The 17,875-nt window shown below is 46.1% G+C and carries 18 protein-coding genes, 2 tRNA genes and 1 pseudogene; 11 read left to right on the top strand and 10 right to left on the bottom strand.

The annotated features are described in order from the left end of the window. The first annotated feature begins 12 nt into the window (after positions 1 to 12). From AB1757_06690 to AB1757_06660, 7 genes and pseudogenes are all read left to right on the top strand, one after another. The gene (locus tag AB1757_06690) at positions 13 to 270 is read left to right on the top strand and encodes a hypothetical protein (GenBank protein MEW6126707.1); all 258 of its coding nucleotides are present in this window, start codon (positions 13 to 15) and stop codon (positions 268 to 270) included. Between the two features lie 1,230 nt (positions 271 to 1,500). Further along, a complete protein-coding gene (locus AB1757_06685; GenBank protein MEW6126706.1) occupies positions 1,501 to 1,854 on the top strand; it encodes a hypothetical protein in 354 nt (117 codons plus the stop codon). Between the two features lie 365 nt (positions 1,855 to 2,219). Then, positions 2,220 to 2,741, top strand: coding sequence for a hypothetical protein (locus tag AB1757_06680; GenBank protein MEW6126705.1), 522 nt, complete (start codon positions 2,220 to 2,222; stop codon positions 2,739 to 2,741). A 166-nt stretch (positions 2,742 to 2,907) separates the two neighbouring features. Further along, positions 2,908 to 3,168, top strand: a complete 261-nt coding sequence (locus AB1757_06675) for a hypothetical protein (GenBank protein ID MEW6126704.1) — start codon at positions 2,908 to 2,910, stop codon at positions 3,166 to 3,168. A 48-nt stretch (positions 3,169 to 3,216) separates the two neighbouring features. Further along, positions 3,217 to 3,765 (top strand): HNH endonuclease, encoded by a 549-nt coding sequence (locus tag AB1757_06670; protein MEW6126703.1) that lies wholly within the window; start codon positions 3,217 to 3,219, stop codon positions 3,763 to 3,765. Between the two features lie 777 nt (positions 3,766 to 4,542). Beyond that, positions 4,543 to 4,704, top strand: coding sequence for a hypothetical protein (locus AB1757_06665; protein ID MEW6126702.1), 162 nt, complete (start codon positions 4,543 to 4,545; stop codon positions 4,702 to 4,704). 234 nt (positions 4,705 to 4,938) lie between these two features. Beyond that, positions 4,939 to 5,934: pseudogene (locus tag AB1757_06660) on the top strand (tyrosine-type recombinase/integrase). 158 nt (positions 5,935 to 6,092) lie between these two features. Here AB1757_06660 and AB1757_06655 read toward each other — a convergent pair. The 4 genes from AB1757_06655 to AB1757_06640 form a co-directional block, all read right to left on the bottom strand. Beyond that, positions 6,093 to 6,169, bottom strand: a tRNA-Asp gene (locus AB1757_06655). A 55-nt stretch (positions 6,170 to 6,224) separates the two neighbouring features. Continuing rightward, positions 6,225 to 6,300, bottom strand: a tRNA-Val gene (locus AB1757_06650). Positions 6,301 to 6,940: 640 nt separating this feature from the next. Further along, positions 6,941 to 7,804 (bottom strand): Stp1/IreP family PP2C-type Ser/Thr phosphatase, encoded by an 864-nt coding sequence (locus tag AB1757_06645; GenBank protein ID MEW6126701.1) that lies wholly within the window; start codon positions 7,802 to 7,804, stop codon positions 6,941 to 6,943. 269 nt (positions 7,805 to 8,073) lie between these two features. After that, positions 8,074 to 8,757, bottom strand: a complete 684-nt coding sequence (locus tag AB1757_06640; protein MEW6126700.1) for a DUF1003 domain-containing protein — start codon at positions 8,755 to 8,757, stop codon at positions 8,074 to 8,076. Between the two features lie 348 nt (positions 8,758 to 9,105). Here AB1757_06640 and AB1757_06635 point away from each other — a divergent pair, with 348 nt between their 5' ends. Next, positions 9,106 to 10,773: an ATP-binding protein gene (locus AB1757_06635; protein ID MEW6126699.1), complete on the top strand. Its 1,668-nt coding sequence runs from the start codon at positions 9,106 to 9,108 to the stop codon at positions 10,771 to 10,773. Between the two features lie 8 nt (positions 10,774 to 10,781). Further along, positions 10,782 to 12,149: a sigma-54 dependent transcriptional regulator gene (locus AB1757_06630; protein MEW6126698.1), complete on the top strand. Its 1,368-nt coding sequence runs from the start codon at positions 10,782 to 10,784 to the stop codon at positions 12,147 to 12,149. A 7-nt stretch (positions 12,150 to 12,156) separates the two neighbouring features. Here the strand turns inward: AB1757_06630 and AB1757_06625 are convergent, their stop codons facing one another. Beyond that, positions 12,157 to 12,867 (bottom strand): copper homeostasis protein CutC, encoded by a 711-nt coding sequence (locus tag AB1757_06625; GenBank protein MEW6126697.1) that lies wholly within the window; start codon positions 12,865 to 12,867, stop codon positions 12,157 to 12,159. A 150-nt stretch (positions 12,868 to 13,017) separates the two neighbouring features. On the opposite strand from AB1757_06625, the gene AB1757_06620 reads away from it, so the two are divergent. After that, positions 13,018 to 14,283, top strand: coding sequence for a lytic transglycosylase domain-containing protein (locus tag AB1757_06620; GenBank protein ID MEW6126696.1), 1,266 nt, complete (start codon positions 13,018 to 13,020; stop codon positions 14,281 to 14,283). Between the two features lie 105 nt (positions 14,284 to 14,388). Here AB1757_06620 and AB1757_06615 read toward each other — a convergent pair whose 3' ends face one another. From AB1757_06615 to AB1757_06595, 5 genes are all read right to left on the bottom strand, one after another. Further along, on the bottom strand, positions 14,389 to 14,802 hold the full coding sequence (locus AB1757_06615; GenBank protein MEW6126695.1) for a hypothetical protein: 414 nt from the start codon (positions 14,800 to 14,802) through the stop codon (positions 14,389 to 14,391). 48 nt (positions 14,803 to 14,850) lie between these two features. Further along, the gene (locus AB1757_06610) at positions 14,851 to 15,381 is read right to left on the bottom strand and encodes a DUF883 C-terminal domain-containing protein (protein ID MEW6126694.1); all 531 of its coding nucleotides are present in this window, start codon (positions 15,379 to 15,381) and stop codon (positions 14,851 to 14,853) included. Continuing rightward, positions 15,360 to 15,779: a phage holin family protein gene (locus AB1757_06605; protein ID MEW6126693.1), complete on the bottom strand. Its 420-nt coding sequence runs from the start codon at positions 15,777 to 15,779 to the stop codon at positions 15,360 to 15,362. The genes AB1757_06610 and AB1757_06605 overlap by 22 nt, the downstream gene beginning before the upstream one ends. A gap of 5 nt (positions 15,780 to 15,784) precedes the next feature. Beyond that, positions 15,785 to 16,144, bottom strand: a complete 360-nt coding sequence (locus tag AB1757_06600) for a hypothetical protein (GenBank protein MEW6126692.1) — start codon at positions 16,142 to 16,144, stop codon at positions 15,785 to 15,787. Positions 16,145 to 16,536: 392 nt separating this feature from the next. Next, complete coding sequence (locus AB1757_06595; protein ID MEW6126691.1) at positions 16,537 to 16,872, bottom strand: hypothetical protein; 336 nt, start codon at positions 16,870 to 16,872, stop codon at positions 16,537 to 16,539. Between the two features lie 304 nt (positions 16,873 to 17,176). Here AB1757_06595 and AB1757_06590 point away from each other — a divergent pair, with 304 nt between their 5' ends. Next, complete coding sequence (locus AB1757_06590) at positions 17,177 to 17,746, top strand: hypothetical protein (GenBank protein MEW6126690.1); 570 nt, start codon at positions 17,177 to 17,179, stop codon at positions 17,744 to 17,746. The last annotated feature ends 129 nt before the right edge of the window (positions 17,747 to 17,875 follow it).

Genomic DNA, 17,875 nt, shown 5'->3' with positions numbered 1-17,875 from the left:
AAGGAGGACACTATGCAAATACAGGTTACTAAGTTTAATGGGGAACGCCTTCGGTATGTCACCTTGCCAGACGGAGGGATTCTCTTTAATACCAAAGATGTAAACCAAATCTTGGGAAGGGTAGGTGATCCGAACGAGCAACCGGAACTCGACAAAGCAGGAGCTATACTACTTACTTCGGGAACTGAATTTTCAGAATTCTTAATGCGGGAATTTTCTGGGTATGATGATGAAACCCTGGTCAGACCGAGAGAATTAAACTGGGATTAATCCTTGTGGATAACTGCCATTGACGGATTTCATATATCTGTCATGATGTAGGAAAGCGTTAGTCCTTTTCAAACCACACACGAAATCCTGCTACATTAAGAACCCTTTGTTTAGGGTTGGTCTGTATCCGTAGCAGGTCAGCCAATTCTAAGCCAAGGGTTTTTTGTTTGGAGTGGGTCGCTCCCACAACTTATGTGGACTTCCAGCTTTGGCTGGGATTCACTCCAAGCAAGAAACTAGGGGTGGCGGACAGTGAGCCGCAACACCGTTAAGCAAGAGCTGGTGCACCAGTATGCGGACGAGGCTTATACCTTACTTGCAAGAGGTAGAATACTAAGCCGAGTGTAAGTATCGAGACCATTGCTCTGTAGGTCTAACCCTACCCCCTAGTTTTTTGCTCTCTAACTTTCCACGGTGAGATTAAAAATAGATTCGTTGATGTGGGCGTTTGGTACCAAGAGGTTTTGCAGTTACGCGGATTGTATACAATGAAACGTAGCGGATAAAGCAAAGCCTCCCTACACCAGCGAATCTAAAGAATGTGCCTCGCCGTTGGAAGCTATTGAGAATAAGCCGAGGGTGCAACCTGAATTAACAGGGACCAAAAATAAGACCCGAAAGAATATCGGCGGATCGAATCATAAATTGTATGTTGCTGGTGTGGCTAAACACCGAGTGGGGAAGCGTAATCCCGTAGGCGCAAATCCTACCGCCAGCAGCATAGAGTCTATGACTCTCCCCCGATAAATCCAACTCGACACCGTACCCAAGCGCCTTAAAAACTTAATAACAACTCGACAGGACTATCCTTGACTGGGAATTGACCCGATATTGCCAGGCACCCCATCAGTCCACTAAACAACATTTTTTGGTACCGAAAATGTTGAGATAGAGACTAAGACGTATAAGAAAGGGGACGTATCGCTTAGATAGTCCGAGCGACTTGTTATTAAAAATCGGCGTTTATATTCAAGAATCTTAGGGCTTCTCAGACTTGTCCACAGGACATCCACCGCCAGCACCATTCTTGGGTCGGGAGAGAGGAAAGGAATGAGGGGGAACAGTGACCACAATTCGTGTCCACACTTATGAAGAATAAGGAATACAAAATCAGGCATATTAGGATGGATGATCCTGTCTGGGAAGACCTTAAAGAAAAACGCCGACGATCAAAATTATCTTGGAACCAATTTATCAAGTCATTAATGGAGGGGCAAAAAGGAAACAAAGATGGATAACGAGAAGTTAAATGAGTTCTTTCAACTCACCCCACAGGATTTTAGTATGGTTTTGGAAGGACTCGAAGCTCTAAAGAGCAAGGACTTTGCCGGTGAATTAATGAGTGGTCTTTTTGAGGCAATGCTAGTTGATAAAAAGAAGATGTCCCCTGTTGAGCTTCAGGAATATGAAGAGAAACAGCGTAGAAAGAAAATTGAAGAAGAACGGAAAAAAGTCGAGCAACAAGAATTTAAGAAAAGGATTGATGTATTGAAAGCCAAGATCACTTTGATTATCGAATTGGAAGAAAAGCGCCGTGTGCAAGAGGAACTTAAGAAGCCAGAGAGACAGATTGAAACAAATTAAAACCGCTGCTGGCCTGTTCGTGAAAGCGGCAGAGCTGGCAGCATCTTTGAATACAAAATGAGATGAGAACAGATCATTGTTATTACCAAACAAAATACATGAAATACTGGGTCTATTCAAAACCTAATGGCAATCAAGGCGGCAATGTTTACTTTTTGAAAGGTTTTAATAGAGATACCGGAGAGAAGAGAAAGGTGAAAATCAGTAGAGAGAAAATGATTCTAATTGAGGACCAGTTTGTAAAAGGGATGACCACTATCGCTGATAAGCTACTAAACAACGGAAAGAATCTAAGGAACCCAAGCCATATACCTTTTAGTTTTAAACATAATTAATCGCCGCACTGACGGCGGAGAGTAGCGAATATGAATACAGTCAATATCAATGGTAAGGAGAAAGAATTGGAGTGGGTAGAAAAACAAGGTCATTGGGACGCCCATTATGAAGTTGATGGTATCCCATTTAACGGCCATAGAATCCTTTGGTCATTCTCCTATGAGCCATATACCTATCTTAAAGAGAGCGAATTATCAGGAGAAGAATGGCGTAAGGGCGGAACGATTCACTATTTCCGTAATGGGGAACAGGTATTTGAAGAGTTTTGCAGAGAACCTGATTATGCTTCGCGTCGGATTCTGACTACGTTACCAAAATTGATGGAGTTTGATTGGAACAAGTTAGTTAAGGGAACAAAGATTTACTGGCGGGAAACACCAGCCTTGATTGACTATGTAATGTTAGACCAAGGTGCATTTACTGTAGTGGTTGACGGCGCTGATAGGTTTCCTGACCACGTTTGGGCTAAAGAAGATTGGGAAAAACTAGAAGACCCTACCCGCGTTAAGATAGATATTTTTGATCCTCATATTTGGTGGTGGAGAGATTAAATAACCTCCGCTCGAAGAAAGTAAAGGCTACCCTACGGCTCACTACGTTTGGCCATTGACTTTCTTCTCACTCCGGTTAAGAGGCTGTTTAAGGAGCTAAAGCTCCATTCTGCTACCGCAGAAGTCCCACCAATAATTAAATAGGGTAGCGACCAACGCTAAATAAATGGAACGTGTTTCAAATTACGAAGCTGACCAACATAGAACTTTTCCACCTACGGCTTGGTTGGACGAGGCTTTGCAGAGTATCGAATTGGCGCTACAAGATGCCATTAACGAGCAAACGGTTGAGGGAAAAGATAAAGTTCTTTTAGGGATAATTACTTATATTGGTGGTGTAATGGATGGGAATAGATTCATGAGAGAAAATCCTTATAAAGATAAACCACCACTACCACTAGAGCAATTGCGTAGAATCCACTATTAAAAAACGCCCAGAGCAATTAAACCCCAAGGGAGATAATGGAGTTTGCCTGTGCGCGTTTCCTCCAAGATAAAACAATTAAATGAAATCAAAATGACCGGCCAACGAGAAACCATTAAACAAATACCCCTAACAAGAGGTAGGGTTGCAATAGTTGATGCTGAAGATTATAGCTGGTTAAGTCAGTATAAATGGTTCTACAGCTCTAAGGGGTACGCTAGCACTAAAATAAACTACAAGCATATTTATATGCACCGGATGATTCTTGATGCGCCAAAGGGACTGGAAGTAGATCACATCAACCTGGACACCTTGGATAATCGCAGGCAAAACATCCGACTTGCTACGAAGTCACAGAACCAGGCGAACTGTCCGAAGCATAACGGCACGCAATCTACCTATAAAGGAGTCCATATTGCCAACAATAAACACAAGAAAGCTTGGCAAGCTCAGACCACATTCCAAGGAAGAAAGTATAGCTTTGGCACATTCGAGAACGAGTGCCATGCAGCAATGGTATACGATATTTACGCTAAAGATATGTTCGGAGAATTTGCAAACTTGAATTTTCCAAACGCCATTCACGGAGGCAAGCTATGAGTAATCAACATCAGTTCATTTTAGACTTGCTATCAGACGGGGCTTGGCATTGCTCTAATGAGATTCCTTTTCGTGATTATCGTAGGCGAGTGCAAGACCTTATTGATGGAGTAAACGCAGCGCATAAGAGGTTCCCCATCCAAAAAGAGCTATGTCGGGGGAGATGCGGGAGGAAACATGGTGCGGGCGTTAATTGGCTCAGGTTGGTTTCAACGGAAACACCCAAAGACGATAAAAGAGCCATCCCGAAAGAAAGTCCCCGCCAAGAGGCAAATTTCGCTTCTAGCGCAGTCTGCTGTGATTCCTTTATTTTACTTTCCTTCCATACAAGAGATTGTCCCAGCCTCAAACCCCAGCCCGCTACAACTGGTCAACAAGCTTTGAGTATTTAATTAATCCCTACCCATCTGAAAGAAACCCAGTTAGTAAATCAAATTTTGCATTATCTTCGCTTCAAAGGTCATACCGTCTGGCGCAATAACAGCGGCGCAATGTACACCGGAGAGCGTAAGCAATACCGAGTACAACTTGCCCCGGTTGGATCACCCGATATTATTGGCTGGCAAAAGGGCACTGGCCGCTTCATAGGTATTGAGGCGAAGGTGGGAAAGAATAAGCGCACAACCTATCAAGAACAGTTTGCCAACGATATGTTGAAAGATAATTGTCTGTACATACTCGCCTATGATCTGTCAGACGTGGAGAAGATTCTATGAAAGCCAAACTTGAATATTTATTGTCAGCCATACTTCATTGGCTGGCGGGAGTAATAGGGTTATGAACGAAGTAGAAAAACTAAATGCAATATGCTTCTGGCTAATAAAACAATGTGCTGAAACGGCAGCCGAAACAATGACTATCACTCAAGAACAAGTATATAACGGTGAAAAGCAACTTGGTGACTGGGAGATAATCGTTAGAAAGAAGGTTAAGCATTAACCCGCAATTCTACTATGCCCAAACCAATCATTGTCAAAGAAGGTGAAGTAGTAAAGTTCGGCCAGCTTGATTTCGAGCCAGCGCCGGAGAGCAGGAAGTTATTAGCTTACTACCGAAAGTGGTTGAAGAAGAACTACGGCCCTCGATGCGAAACAAGAGCCGCGTTATGCCCTACCTGTAGGCTATACGTCATCTATGACCTATTGGAAATAAATCTGCCCTAAAGGAGGAACGATGAAAGCAAAACTACCGAAAGGTGTCTATCAACGCAACAAGAGCAGTCCTAATCTATGGATCAGGTATATGGATGGGACCGGCAAGCGCATCAAGGAAAGCGCCCACACCACAGACCCAGCCATAGCAGAGGAGCTTTTGAGACGGAGGCTTATCGAGGTGTCAGAACGCAGGGTGATCCCAACCAGAAAATTTGAGTCAATCACGTTTGGTGAACTCTTAGACTTTTGGTGGGAGAAGCACGCCAAAGACAAACCGAGCAAGTTTCATTATCTGCTGCCGAGGCTGAATAAGTTTCGGAAGCTCAAAGCCCGTAACCTCACGCCAGAGATGGTGCAGGATTTTCTTGACGGTCTTTTGACCAAAGAGAAGCTGTCGCCGTCTTCGGTCAACCACTACCGAACCATCATCAATTCCGCTTTCAATTTTGCAATCAAGTGGAAGAAGTACGATGACAACCCTGTTACCCCGACCAAGCAAGTCCCCGAACGAGAAGCCAGAGACAGGTTCGTAGGAGTCGAGGAACTGGTAAAGCTCATCGAGAAGTGCCGGGAGGAAGAAGATTTTGAGCTTATGGGATTCGTGATCCTCGCTGCCTGTACGGGTATGCGTAAGGGAGAAATCCTGCCAAGAAAATGGTCAGAGGTTGGAGTAGATGAGGAGTATCCATTCATCTACGCTGCCAAGACCAAGAACAAAAGACCGAAGCGCCTTCCACTTCCAGCACTCGCAGTCTGGGCGCTAAGGCAACTCCCCAGCTACGGAAAGCATGAGTACCTATTCCCTGCTAAACCAAACGTCCGGTTTAAGGGGAACTTCTCCAAGCCGTATGTGTGGGATTTGGGAAAGCGGTTCAGACGGATTTGCAGACTTGCGGGTATAACAGACCTCCGAATCCACGACTTGAGACATTTCGCAACTACAATGCTCTTTATGAGCGGTGTTGCTGATGCGGTGATTCGGAAGCTCACAGGTCATAGATCAGAAGAACTAGAGCGGTATAAACACTTCTCACCTACGTTCAGACAACAGACGGTAGAGCTTATTGCTGATGGACTTACCGACATTATGGGTACAAAAATGGGTACACCCGCCGAAAAAGAAGAAGACCGCCCCGAAAGGCGGTCTCTATCCCCCGTTGATACGGGCTTTACTGGCGGAGCCGACGGGACTCGAACCCGCGACCTCCGACGTGACAGGCCGGCGTTCTAACCAACTGAACTACGACTCCGCAAACTTGCAAAGATTTTATCAATTTTCAAATACGCAAATGAGTGCAACCTTGATGGTGGGCGATACTGGACTCGAACCAGTGACCCCCGGTTTGTAAGACCGATGCTCTACCAACTGAGCTAACCGCCCAACGGCGAAAGATGTACTATACGGACTCGCTCTTCGGGCTGTCAAGACAATGAATATTTTTCTTTCACCCGCGCAAAATAGACAGGGTTTATTGCTCGCTCAAATTGATACCAGCACACTCATAAAAGTTGAAATTTATCCTCGGATTGGGCGGATAAAACGGATTTGACGGATGGCATTTAGCCGCCTCTGCCCAATCTGCTGGCTTGATTTTTATTTTCGAGAAATAACCGCTTTCGATTTTGAGAAATGCTCGCGCAATGACTGACCGGTATAAGACATTTGCGCGAATCGCTTTTGGAGGGTTTGTCATTACAAAAAAATGCTCCTGGTATCCCTGGTGAACTTTGCGTGTTTCGGCATCACTCAAAGCTCACCAGGAACACCAGGAGCAAAATCACTATCGAACCTCTTGCTCGGTGTATTGGCTTGGGAGAAAAAATTTTCAAATAAAAAGAGAAGCCTGCAAATAGCCGTCGGTGCGAACCGGGCGCGCGATTTTCAACGAGCGAACTCGTGCCGCTGGTTTCATCGGCGTTACCTACAGGCTACTCTCAATTGGCAATCAAACCTTTTACTACCCCCTCAAGGTCTGATTACCCTCCGAACCATTTATTCGGAGAATCAACCAAGGATTTTGCTAGTTGATGCTATGTACTCTCAATATTTCGTTTCGGCTTCGTGAATCAAAGGCTTCGCCATCAAAGCGCGCAATGATGACCGTGATGTTATCTTCACCGCCCCGGGCATTCGCCATCGCCACCAGTTTGCGGCAGGCAATATCGAGTCGCACGGCAGCTTGAACCACTTCGAGAATTTCCTGCGGCTCGATTTTATTCGATAACCCGTCGCTGCAAATCACCAGATAATCATCACGGCGCAATTCGACATTGGTAATTTCCGGTTCGAGATACGGTGAAATGCCTATTGCCTGCATAATCACATTGTTCGGCTGGCTCGCGGCATCGGTTGGCTCAAGCTGTCCGGTATCAAGCAGCAATTGCAGAAGCGATTGATCTCTGGTGAGCTGGGTGATGTCATCGTCTCTGATTAAATAGGCGCGTGAATCACCGACCTGTGAAATATAAGCATTCGTGCCTTCGACCAAAACGGCGGTCATCGTCGTGCCCATTCCGGCAAGCTCAGGATTTTTTTCCGAGCAATTGCAAACGATGCGATTGGCAATGCGCGTGGCTCTATCCAAACGCTCGCTCGCCTGCAAGGTTTCCGGGAAATTGAGCAAGGAATCCAGAACGATTTGGGTTGCCAGATCGCTTGCTACATCACCGGCGCGGTGTCCGCCCATGCCGTCCGATACAATCATCAAACTGCCACGGTCGCCGACTCTGTGCGAGGTCACGCCGAACCGGAGATTGGAATTTCCTGAATTTAAATCGGCAATCAAGTAAGTATCCTCGTTGGCTTGGCGTTTCATTCCCACATCGGTTTGTGCGAAAACCGAAACAAAAATCTCTTTCGCCGGAATTAAAGATAGACCACCCATAACAGAACTCTCCTGTGTTTCCCTCTCATCTGTGTTCTTTTAAGCTGGCATCCGTAGTTTGGCAAAAGGCGTGCCAGTAATTAATCAATCCGTTCAGGGATTCACCGACTCTATGCAATTCGTTATAAACCGAAGAAATATGCAGTTTTAAGCCGATTTTTCGAGGTTTATTGCGGTTTGCGCGACGGTCGTTTGCTGCCTCATCGGTTTAAGGTAGCTGTGGCTTCTTTGCAGCGCGCGCACAAATGCCACAAAAAATTAGCTCATCTTCAAACCGGTTCATCTTCGTTAGTGGGGTCTTCCTGCACGCGGATATGTTTGACAATCTCTTCGAGAATTTCGAGTTGCTGTTGTTGCATCTCCACCAGTTCAACCCACAGCGAATCGCGCAAATCATTGAACTTTTCATGCAGTTGCAGGATTTCCATTTCCGCCTTCAGATTGACTTCATAATCGTTGCGCGATTGCAGACGGTCTTTATCAGCCTGCCGGTTTTGACTCATCATAATAATCGGCGCAGCATAAGCGGCTTGAAATGAAAGCGCGAGATTGAGCAGGATAAACGGATAGGGGTCCCAGTGATTAATAAAAGCGGTAATATTTAAAATGACCCAGATGGTAAGCAAAATGGTTTGCGCAACGATGAAGCGCCATGACCCCATCACCTCGGCAAAACGATCCGCGAGTTTTTCGCCAAAGGTCAATTGCTCTTCATATTCGGAAGTGACGTTGCGGGCGACCTGCCGGTGATTGACGAAACGTTCGATGATTTCGCGTTCCTGCGGCGTCAGTTTTTTCAATTCATCGCCGATAAATTTTTTGGCAGTCTCAATACGACTGACGTGAGTCGGAGCATGTTCCTGTTCGTGAGCGCGTGTAATATGTTTTGCGAGGGCTTCTTTTTTGGCTTGAATCGCCTGCAGGGCTTTCAATCTCTCTTTTGAACTGTTCATTATCGCGCAGACCTTTCCGAGTTTATTTTATCGCTGCGTCCTGTGTTTAGGCTTTGTTATTTTTCTTGCTGATTGCCAATCATACTACGGCTTGCCGGTTGCTGCCTAACCCATTGGATGCTTAGCTCATTCGGTTGTGAATGAATTATAAATTAAAGTTTACCGCAGGCGTGGCTTTATGGTCAGAGCTTTCAAAATCGTCACGTTTTAAATGCCGTTTTTTTAGCCGTCAAAATTGTTTAAGGCTGAAATTTCAGCACTTAACTGAACGGGTAACTCTGGCACGCAAATTCCAGATAAATGATTAATGGTTTGAACCCCCTCAATAGTTTTTAAAGTGGTTGCGCCATGAAATTTCCCAAGAGGTTCAGTTTTGCCGCCCTCAAATTGCATACGAAAACCACCCTGTTGATTTCGATTGTGTTGATTGTGGTGTTTACGGTTGCCGGTTATTTTTCCAATCTCACGATTAACAACCTCACCGCTGAAGATGAAAAATATCAATCCGAATTGCTTGCGGTTCGGGTTGCCGAAATCATTGAACAAAACGTCATCATCAATAAAAAATCGCAGGATAAACCTCCCGAAAACCGTTTCGCAGATGCCCAGGCTGAAGCATTCGTTCCCGTCTGGACAGAGAGCAAAAAAATTCTCGAACAGAGTTTTTTAAACGCTCACAAAGAGATTGTCGAAGCGCGGGTTTATTATAAAAACGCTACGGGCGAGTGGGTTGAAACCCTGTTAATTCCTGCAACCGTTCAATCCCCCAACGGCTCAAGCAAGGCTTTTAAGCCGATTGGCACGGGCAATCGCGAAATCATTGCGACCAGACATCAGGGCGATCAGACTTTAATCACTGTCGAAGCCAGCATCGATATTTCCGATGATAGAGGCGTCAACCAATTCGGCGTTGTCCAATTGTTGCTGTCGTTTGATGAATCGCAAAGTTTCGGGACGTTGCTGCGCAAAACGCTTCTCCCTTCATTCATCCTGACGATTATTACCATCACCTTATTGGTCTATTTTCTTTTCAAATACCTGATTTATATTCCGCTCGATAATTTACTGGCGGCAATGTCAAAAGCCCAAAGCGGCGATCTGGCGATTGAAGTTCCTATCGCTTCGCAGGATGAATTGGGAATGTTGACCAATCAATTTAATCGCATGGCTGAACAGTTACATCAGGAACACGCGCTGCTGGAAGCCCGCATTCGCGAAGCGACCATCGAAATTTCCGAACGCAGCGAACAACTCGAAGACGCCAACCTGCATTTGTTTGAAATGCAGAAAGAGCTTTCAAAACTTGAAAAGCTCGCAACCGCCGGGCAACTTGCCGCGCAATTCGCGCACGAAGTCGGCACTCCCTTGAATTTAATTTCCGGTCATGTGCAACTGCTTCGCGCCCGCACCACCGATGAACGCATCACCAATCGTCTGGCGGTTATCGAAGCGCAGATTGACCGCGTCACCGAAATCGTTCGCGCCATGCTGGATGCCATCAAACGCCCGCGCCCGAAATATGCAACCGGCGACATCAACAAAATCCTTGAAAATATTCTCTATGCCATGCAACCGACGCTGTCGTCGCGGCAGGTAAAATTGTCAAAAGCTCTGGCTGACAATCTTCCGACAATCTATGCCAATGCAGACCAGTTGCAACAGGTCTTCCTCAATTTGATTAACAACAGTCTCGATGCCATGCCCGAAGGTGGCAATTTGTTAGTGGCGACCAGCCTGGAAGAAGAAAATATTCTCATCAAAATCTCCGACACAGGAAAAGGCATACCCGTCGAAGAGATTGGTTTAATTTTTGAGCCGCTGTTTTCAACCAAGCGTGAACAGGGCGGAACCGGGCTTGGGCTAACCATTGTCAAACAGATTATTCTCGAACATGGCGGCGAGATTCGCGCTGAAAGTGAAACCGGCAAACTCACAAATTTCTTAATTAAATTGCCGAAAGCAGAAAATTTTGTTAATGAATCAGGGGGCATACGCAATGCGACTATAATTTGGTGAGAGAAATCATGAAACAAATTCTGGTTATTGACGACGATTTGGAAACCTGCAATTTTCTTTCCGAAATTTTTTCCGAAGAAGGCTGGCAAGTGACCTCCAGTCAATCTGCCGAAGCCGCCATCGCTGCGGTGAATCGCCAACGCTTCGACTTGATTGTTTCCGATATTAATCTGGGCAGCAAAATCAATGGGGTTGCCCTGCTCAAAGAGTTCAAAACCATCTCACCACAATCCGAGGTCATTTTGATTAGCGGCTTCGGGTCGCTCGAAACCGCCGTCGAAGCGGTTCGCGAAGGGGCTTTCGATTACATCAGCAAACCGTTCAATATTTCGGAAATCATCGCCACCGCCAAACGTGCTCTCACCCAACAGAAGACCGAAGAAACCCAGGCAGTCATTTTGAAAGAGTACAGCGAATCATCGGGGCTTATCGGGCACAGCCCGAAAATGATTGACCTCTATAAACAGATTGCCGTGGTTGCGCCATCGCGCTCGACCGTATTGATTACCGGGGAATCGGGCACCGGCAAAGAACTGGTGGCGCGCGCGATTCACCGCAACAGTTTGCGCCATAACGGCGCGTTCTTAGCCATCAACTGCGGCGCTTTAACCGAAACCCTGCTTGAAGCCGAATTGTTCGGGCATATGAAAGGCAGTTTCACAGGCGCTTATGCAGACAAACGCGGTCTCTTTGAAGACGCTGACGGCGGCACCATTTTTCTTGATGAAATCGGCGAAACCAGTTTGAACATGCAGGTGAAATTGTTGCGCGTCTTGCAGGAGAGCGAAATTCGCAGAGTCGGCGGCACTAAAAATATTCACGTCGATGTGCGAATCCTGGCAGCCACCAATCGCCATCTCGAACAGGAGGTCAAAGAAGGGCGGTTTCGCGAAGACCTGTTTTATCGGTTAAGCGTGGTGACGTTGCGTGTGCCGCCGCTCAGAGAACGGCGTGAAGACATCCAACTGCTTGCGGCTCACGCTCTCAAACGCGCGAAATCAGCAGGAACGGTTGCCACTTCTATCTCTTCAGAGGCGTTGTCATTGCTCGAACAATACGATTGGCCCGGCAATGTTCGTGAACTTGAAAACACCATCGAACACGCCGCTTTGTATGTGCGTGGTTCGGTTATTACGCCGAGTGATTTACAGGAAAAAGTTCGCAATCAGGTGGGCAGCAATCGCGGCGAAAAATTACAGACGCTGTTTGATGATTTACCCTCGCTTGACGAATTGGAACGCCGCTATCTGGTGCATGTGCTGCAACAGGTGGGCGGCAGTCGCACGCGCGCTGCCGAAATTATGAAGATTGACCGGCGCACGCTTTATCGCATGGCTGAACGATTCAATATCAATCTCAAAGATAACGCCGAGTAAGTTATCTTCAGTTAAGCAAGCGCAGCAACCGAGAAACTTTTTCGGCATCAACTCCCTCGTCAAGTTGTTCGCCGAGGCGCGCGCTTCTGCCCACATGGAATTCACGCAGAGTAGATTCCGCACCCAGAGTTTGCAGTTTTTGCGCGTCTAATCCACCGCCAACCAGTATAGCAATTTCCGGTTGTGCAGTTTGTTGAAGCGCTTTAAGAAATTCAATATTTCGCTGCCACTCGCCAGGTCTGCCACTGGTTAAAATCCGATCAATCTGGGTGAAGTTTTTTAATACCGTAATCGCTTTAAAGGGGTCATCCATTTGTTCAAAAGCCCGATGAAAAGTCGCTTTCATTTTCGGCGCGCACCCAAGCACCGCATTCATTGCCTCGACATCAATTTCTCCGTCGCGTAAAAATCCGAGCACCAACCCATCGACGCCAAGTTCAGCAAATCGCTTAGCATCGTTTGCCAGTTTTTTCAGTTCTTTTGCATTGATATTGAAACCGGCGTTCTCTCTGAGCATAACGCGCGCGGGAATTGCAACTGCATTTAAAATTTCACGCACCAATTCAACAGCCGGAGTTAACCCGCCGACTTCAAAGTGGCTGATGATTTCAAGCCGCCCGGCTCCGCCGTTTTCGGCAGCAATGGCATCTTCCACCGTGCAGACAATCACTTCAAGGAGGCGCGGCAACGGTTGCTGATTTGTAACGGTCTGACTCATCGATTCGTATTAAAAAGTGATCCCCCGCATGACGAAAATTCGCTGAAGAAAACCTTTGCTAAAAGCCAGCGAGTATCGGTTATAATAAAAAATCGAACCTGCAATCACCCAACGGCGTTTGCAAAGATTGCTATAACATTAAAAATAAATATGAAAAAGCATTCGTTAAAAATTGTATCGGCATTATTACTTACTTTTTTTATTTCTTCGTTGCCATTATTTGCCTACGCATCTGACCAGGCTCAAAACAATAAACAATTAGAGATTGACGAATTAATCAAAACTGCCGAGAGACATTTTGTAAAGGGGCAGGAAGCCTATACCAACGGGCAATACGAATTAGCCCGCCGCGAATTTGATCAGGCGGTTGATTCCATACTGATTGGCTCAATCGATATTCGCAGCGACGACCAGTTGCGCATCTATTACCGACAACTGATTGAAAAAGTCAATCGGTATCAAATCGCTTCGCTCGAACAAAAAGACGGCGGATTCAGCGAACAACGTTATGAACCGTCGCCGCTCGATAAAATCGCCACACTTTCGGAAGCCGAACTCGATGAAGTCGTAGCCGAAGATAACGAGCCGAAAAACGCCGTTCCCAAATATGTTAATGACACACACCTGCCTTACTCGGTGCGGCAATTCATCAGCTATTTCACCAAAGGCAAGGGACGTGTGACGATGGAAGTCGGATTGAACCGCTCTGTCCGTTATCGCGAAATGGCAACGCGGATTTTCAAAGAAGAAGGTGTGCCGACCGATTTCATCTGGCTTGCGCAAGTGGAATCGAGTTGGAATCCTTATGCCGTTTCGTATGCCGGGGCAAAGGGCATCTGGCAATTTATGCCCGGAACCGGCGCGGACTTTGGACTCACGCAAACCTACTGGCTGGATGAACGCTCGAACCCGGAAAAATCAACCCGCGCGGCGGCAAAATATTTGAAGTATCTATCGAATTATTTCCGTGGTAACTGGACGTTGGCGCTTGCGGCTTATAACACCGGTCCCGGCAATGTCGATTCGGCGATCAATCGCGCGGGCACCAGAGACTTTTGGGCATTGCACGGCGCAGGATACTTAGCGCGTGAAACCCGCAATTATGTTCCGGCAATCATTGCGGTCGTCAACATTGCGAAAAATCCTGAACGTTACGGATTTCAATTGCCGCCTTCATATACGCCGAAATATGAGACCCGAACCATCGCTCAACAAACCGATTTACGCCCGCTGGCGAAAAAGCTGAACGTTTCTTACAGTTCACTGGTTGATTTGAATCCCGAATTGCAGCGCGGCAGCACCCCGCCGGGTAAACATCTTTTGCGCATTCCCGCCGTTATCGTCGTACCCAAAGACAAAATTGATAGTGTCGAAAAAAGCGAAGAAAAATCGGTAAACTCTGCTCAAAATAATTAAATCCCACAGCAATCAAAGAGCGATAACCTTCAACCTTACGGATGACCTGTATGAGGTCTGGTTATCACTCTTTGAAAGCTTCAGCAAATTATCGATTTGACCAACCTATCGCAAAACTTGTGATGCGATATCGGAAAGCGCGTTAAGAACCGGTGGAACGATTCGCCCGGCTCTGGTGCTGCGCGAATTCATCATCCCGTTGGCAAGCAACAGCCCTACACCAACTCCTGCGCCAAACGCAATCAAGGTCATGGTTCCGGGATTTTTTTGTCCATAGGCTTTGATGTTTTCATAACCATGAGTGACCGATTGAGCCGTTTGATTATAAACATCCGTAACTTTCTGTTTTGCCTGTTCTATGATTTCCGTCCCTTGATCCATGAGGGTTTGCTCATCCGTTGATTGACGGTTTGGCGTCGTAGCAGTTACTGGTTGCGATTGTCCGGTAGAAGGCATGTCTTTACGCTCCGGGACAGAAGTTTTTCCGGTTTCTTGTGCTCTTTTTGGTGTACTTTCCATAATTCCTCCCTGATAGTTTAATAAAATGGACATGGCGTCCGTTAAAAATTAAGTACCCATCTCAGAATTCACAGCGGTTCGCGCGCGTTCTTCTTTGGGTGTGGATATATCGGCTTGCTTGATTCGATTATTTGACGATTCGATTTTTGCGGTTAATTTATCCTTCAAATAATCGGCAATTTGTTTGGTGATTATCGCGGTTGCCGCAGCCTTAACGGTTTTGCCCACACCATTTTTTTTCAAAGGCAAATCATCGAAAGTCGAGTACAAACGATCACGCATATCTTCGAGGCTTTCGGCTACCGCATCCATAATGCGCTCGCCAGGCGTCGGCGTTCGTTTGAACATTCCTGAAAATAGAAAACCGACACCGGCAGCCACCCCTATAGCCACAAAAGGATAATCAGCCACATATTGTCGCCAGTCGAGACGTTGTTGTATGTGATCGCCGAGACGTTCGACAGTTCCCGTTAAAGATTCGCGACGGTTGGCAATATCTCGACGAATCTCATCGGCGCTTCGGTCATCTTCACGAGTTTCGGAATTGCTTCGCGAAATCAGCTTATTTCTTTCAACCATTGTTTATCCTCTTCTAAAGTTTTTACGGTCTTTTCAGGTTTTAATTTAATCGCTTTGATTTTTTGAATTCCGGTAAGGGCAATGCTTCCGCCGACGATGGCTAATCCCAAGCCGATCATCAGAGCCGACTGCCATAAGCCCGCATAAGGCGCTAAGACAATTACTGCGGCAGCCGATAAAACCATCAGAGAAAGCAAAGCGAGTATCGACCCGATTGCCGTTACCATGATGCCGCTGTTGAGCGAAGCAATTTTTTCGCTCATTTCCTGTTTGGCAAGCGCCAGTTCATCGCGCACCAAAGCCGCGGAGTTGCTTGCCAGCTCTCTAAGCAGAGTGGTCAGGGATTCTTCGCGAGTATTGGCTTGAAGCGATTTTATGGTTTCCTGTTTCGGTTGCATGTTAATTACCTCCGACGAAGTAATGCGCCAAGTAACAATCCGGCAGCCCCTGCAATCAGCAAGGTGCGCCCTGGATTGGTTCGCACCTGATTTTGCAAATCGGATTTCACTCGTTTGGGATCAAAATCGTGAATGTAATCGGCAGAACGATGAAGCCAATCGGCGGCTTGGTTTCCGTAGTTGGTGATTCCCTCTTTTTGTTGGTTGGCGTTTTGCCTGGTCTTTTGACTCAAGGCATCGGCAGCCGAGTGTAACTTTTCGGCAACCGTGGTTTTTATCTGGTTAAACCCCGATGGTTGTGAAGGTCTATTGAATGTTTCATCAGCACGATTCGCTATATCTGAAGGATTGTTTGAATAAGTCATCGCTAAATCTCCTTTTAATTCGTAACGCAGGTAGCAAAGAGATACTTGAATTTTGTTTTCTGGATTTAGAGTTAATCTTTAAAAGAAATTCAAGCGATCATCGCTGAACGCCTGACCGCTTTAAAATTCAACCAGATTAATTCTATTTTTTTGACAATCTTGTCATTTGCAAAGAGCGAGCCAAACCGCCATTGATGAACAAACAACGTTGCTTACTTAACTTTAAAAAATGTGTTTGAGATAGAGTCAGGCTGAAAACCCTTGAGCAAAGAAACGGTACATCCACATTTTTTATGTACTTGATTGTTACAACAGCCAGGGAGAACGCTTCCGTAGGCAGCGCACCGCAAATTTATGAATTATCAAACATCAACAATTCATTTTTTATCTACTTAGTTGAAACTGGTTTTCAGCGGTAACGCCAATTGTTCGTTCGGTAATCTGGAGATTTTAACCGGTGCAACTTGACCTCTGGTTCTTGCAGGCGAAGCATCTTCAAAATAATATCGCCCCTGAGTTTCCCAGCTTTCGCGTTTGAATTGTCGGCGAGCGCCACAATGTAGACAAACCCGATAGGTTTCGCCTTCAATAGTGAACGGACGGCTCATCTCCTTATGCCAACAACCAAAAATACGATTGATGAAATCTTTCAAGGCAGCAAATATCCCCGATGTTTGATGAACAGGCTGTTCCGATACCAAAAAACCGCTTTCTGCTCTCGTAGACATTTTGAAATCCTCCTCCTTCAAAACTGGTTCGTTCTCAAACCTTCCGACAACCCAAGCGCAAACCATATGCCGAAGGTTAAGTCGCGCTTTCGTTGAATAAATTTACTGATGAGTAAAAAATTCAAGGGAAGTAACCAGCAGTTTTGTAGGAATCCAATACAGGCAGCGTAACAAAAAAGAACGCCATTAAAGCAAAAGCACTTTTCTTCTTGCTGAAAAAATAAATGTCTCGGCGCAGCAATTTCGGGACGGCATAAAGCTTGCAACTCAAATGGGAGAAAACTTAATCAGCGAGGAATGACTTATGGAACTTGTCGGCGTTTTTAAAGCAAATAGAGATGCAAAACGAGCGGTTGATAATCTGCGCGCTCAGGGAATCGATGAAAAAAATATTATTCGCCTTACTCCACAATCATCCGAACAGGAGGTTGCCAATATCCCGACCTCTGAAGGTGAGCAACCGGGAATGGGTTCGGCGATAGGTGGCGTGGTTGGCGGAGCCGTTGGTGCCGGCGCAGGTAGTTTAGGAGCCATTGCCATAAGCGCGTTGATACCGGGAGTCGGTACGATTATCGCTTTCGGCATTGCCGCAGGCGCTTTGCTTGGGGCTTTGGGTGGCGTTGCCGTTGGCGAGAAATTGGAAGATGACCTGAATAAAGGTATCCCGATTGATGAATCCTATGTTTATAAAGATTCGCTCAAACAAGGGCGCTCATTGGTAATTTGTTTATTTGATGATGAAGAACAGGAATCGCAAATCCGCGATATTTTAATGCAAGCCGGAGCAGAAAGTGTGAACGCGGCGCGAGAAGATTGGTGGATTGGATTGCGTGATGCCAGTAAGGAACACTACCACGCTGCGGAGCACCCTTGAGATTGCTACGTGGCTTTAAGATTCATTCATTTGAGATTGCTACGTGGCTTTAAGATTGATTGATAAATTTACTCACCGGACAGAGGCAAGCTCCTGGGCTTGCTTTTGTTACTAACAATAACTGTTGCT

The sequence above is a fragment of the Acidobacteriota bacterium genome (assembly GCA_040754075.1).
In the GTDB taxonomy this organism is placed as follows: domain Bacteria; phylum Acidobacteriota; class Blastocatellia; order UBA7656; family UBA7656; genus JBFMDH01.
The sequence above is the reverse complement of the archived record's forward strand: the minus strand, read 5'-3'. Positions and strand labels throughout refer to the sequence as shown.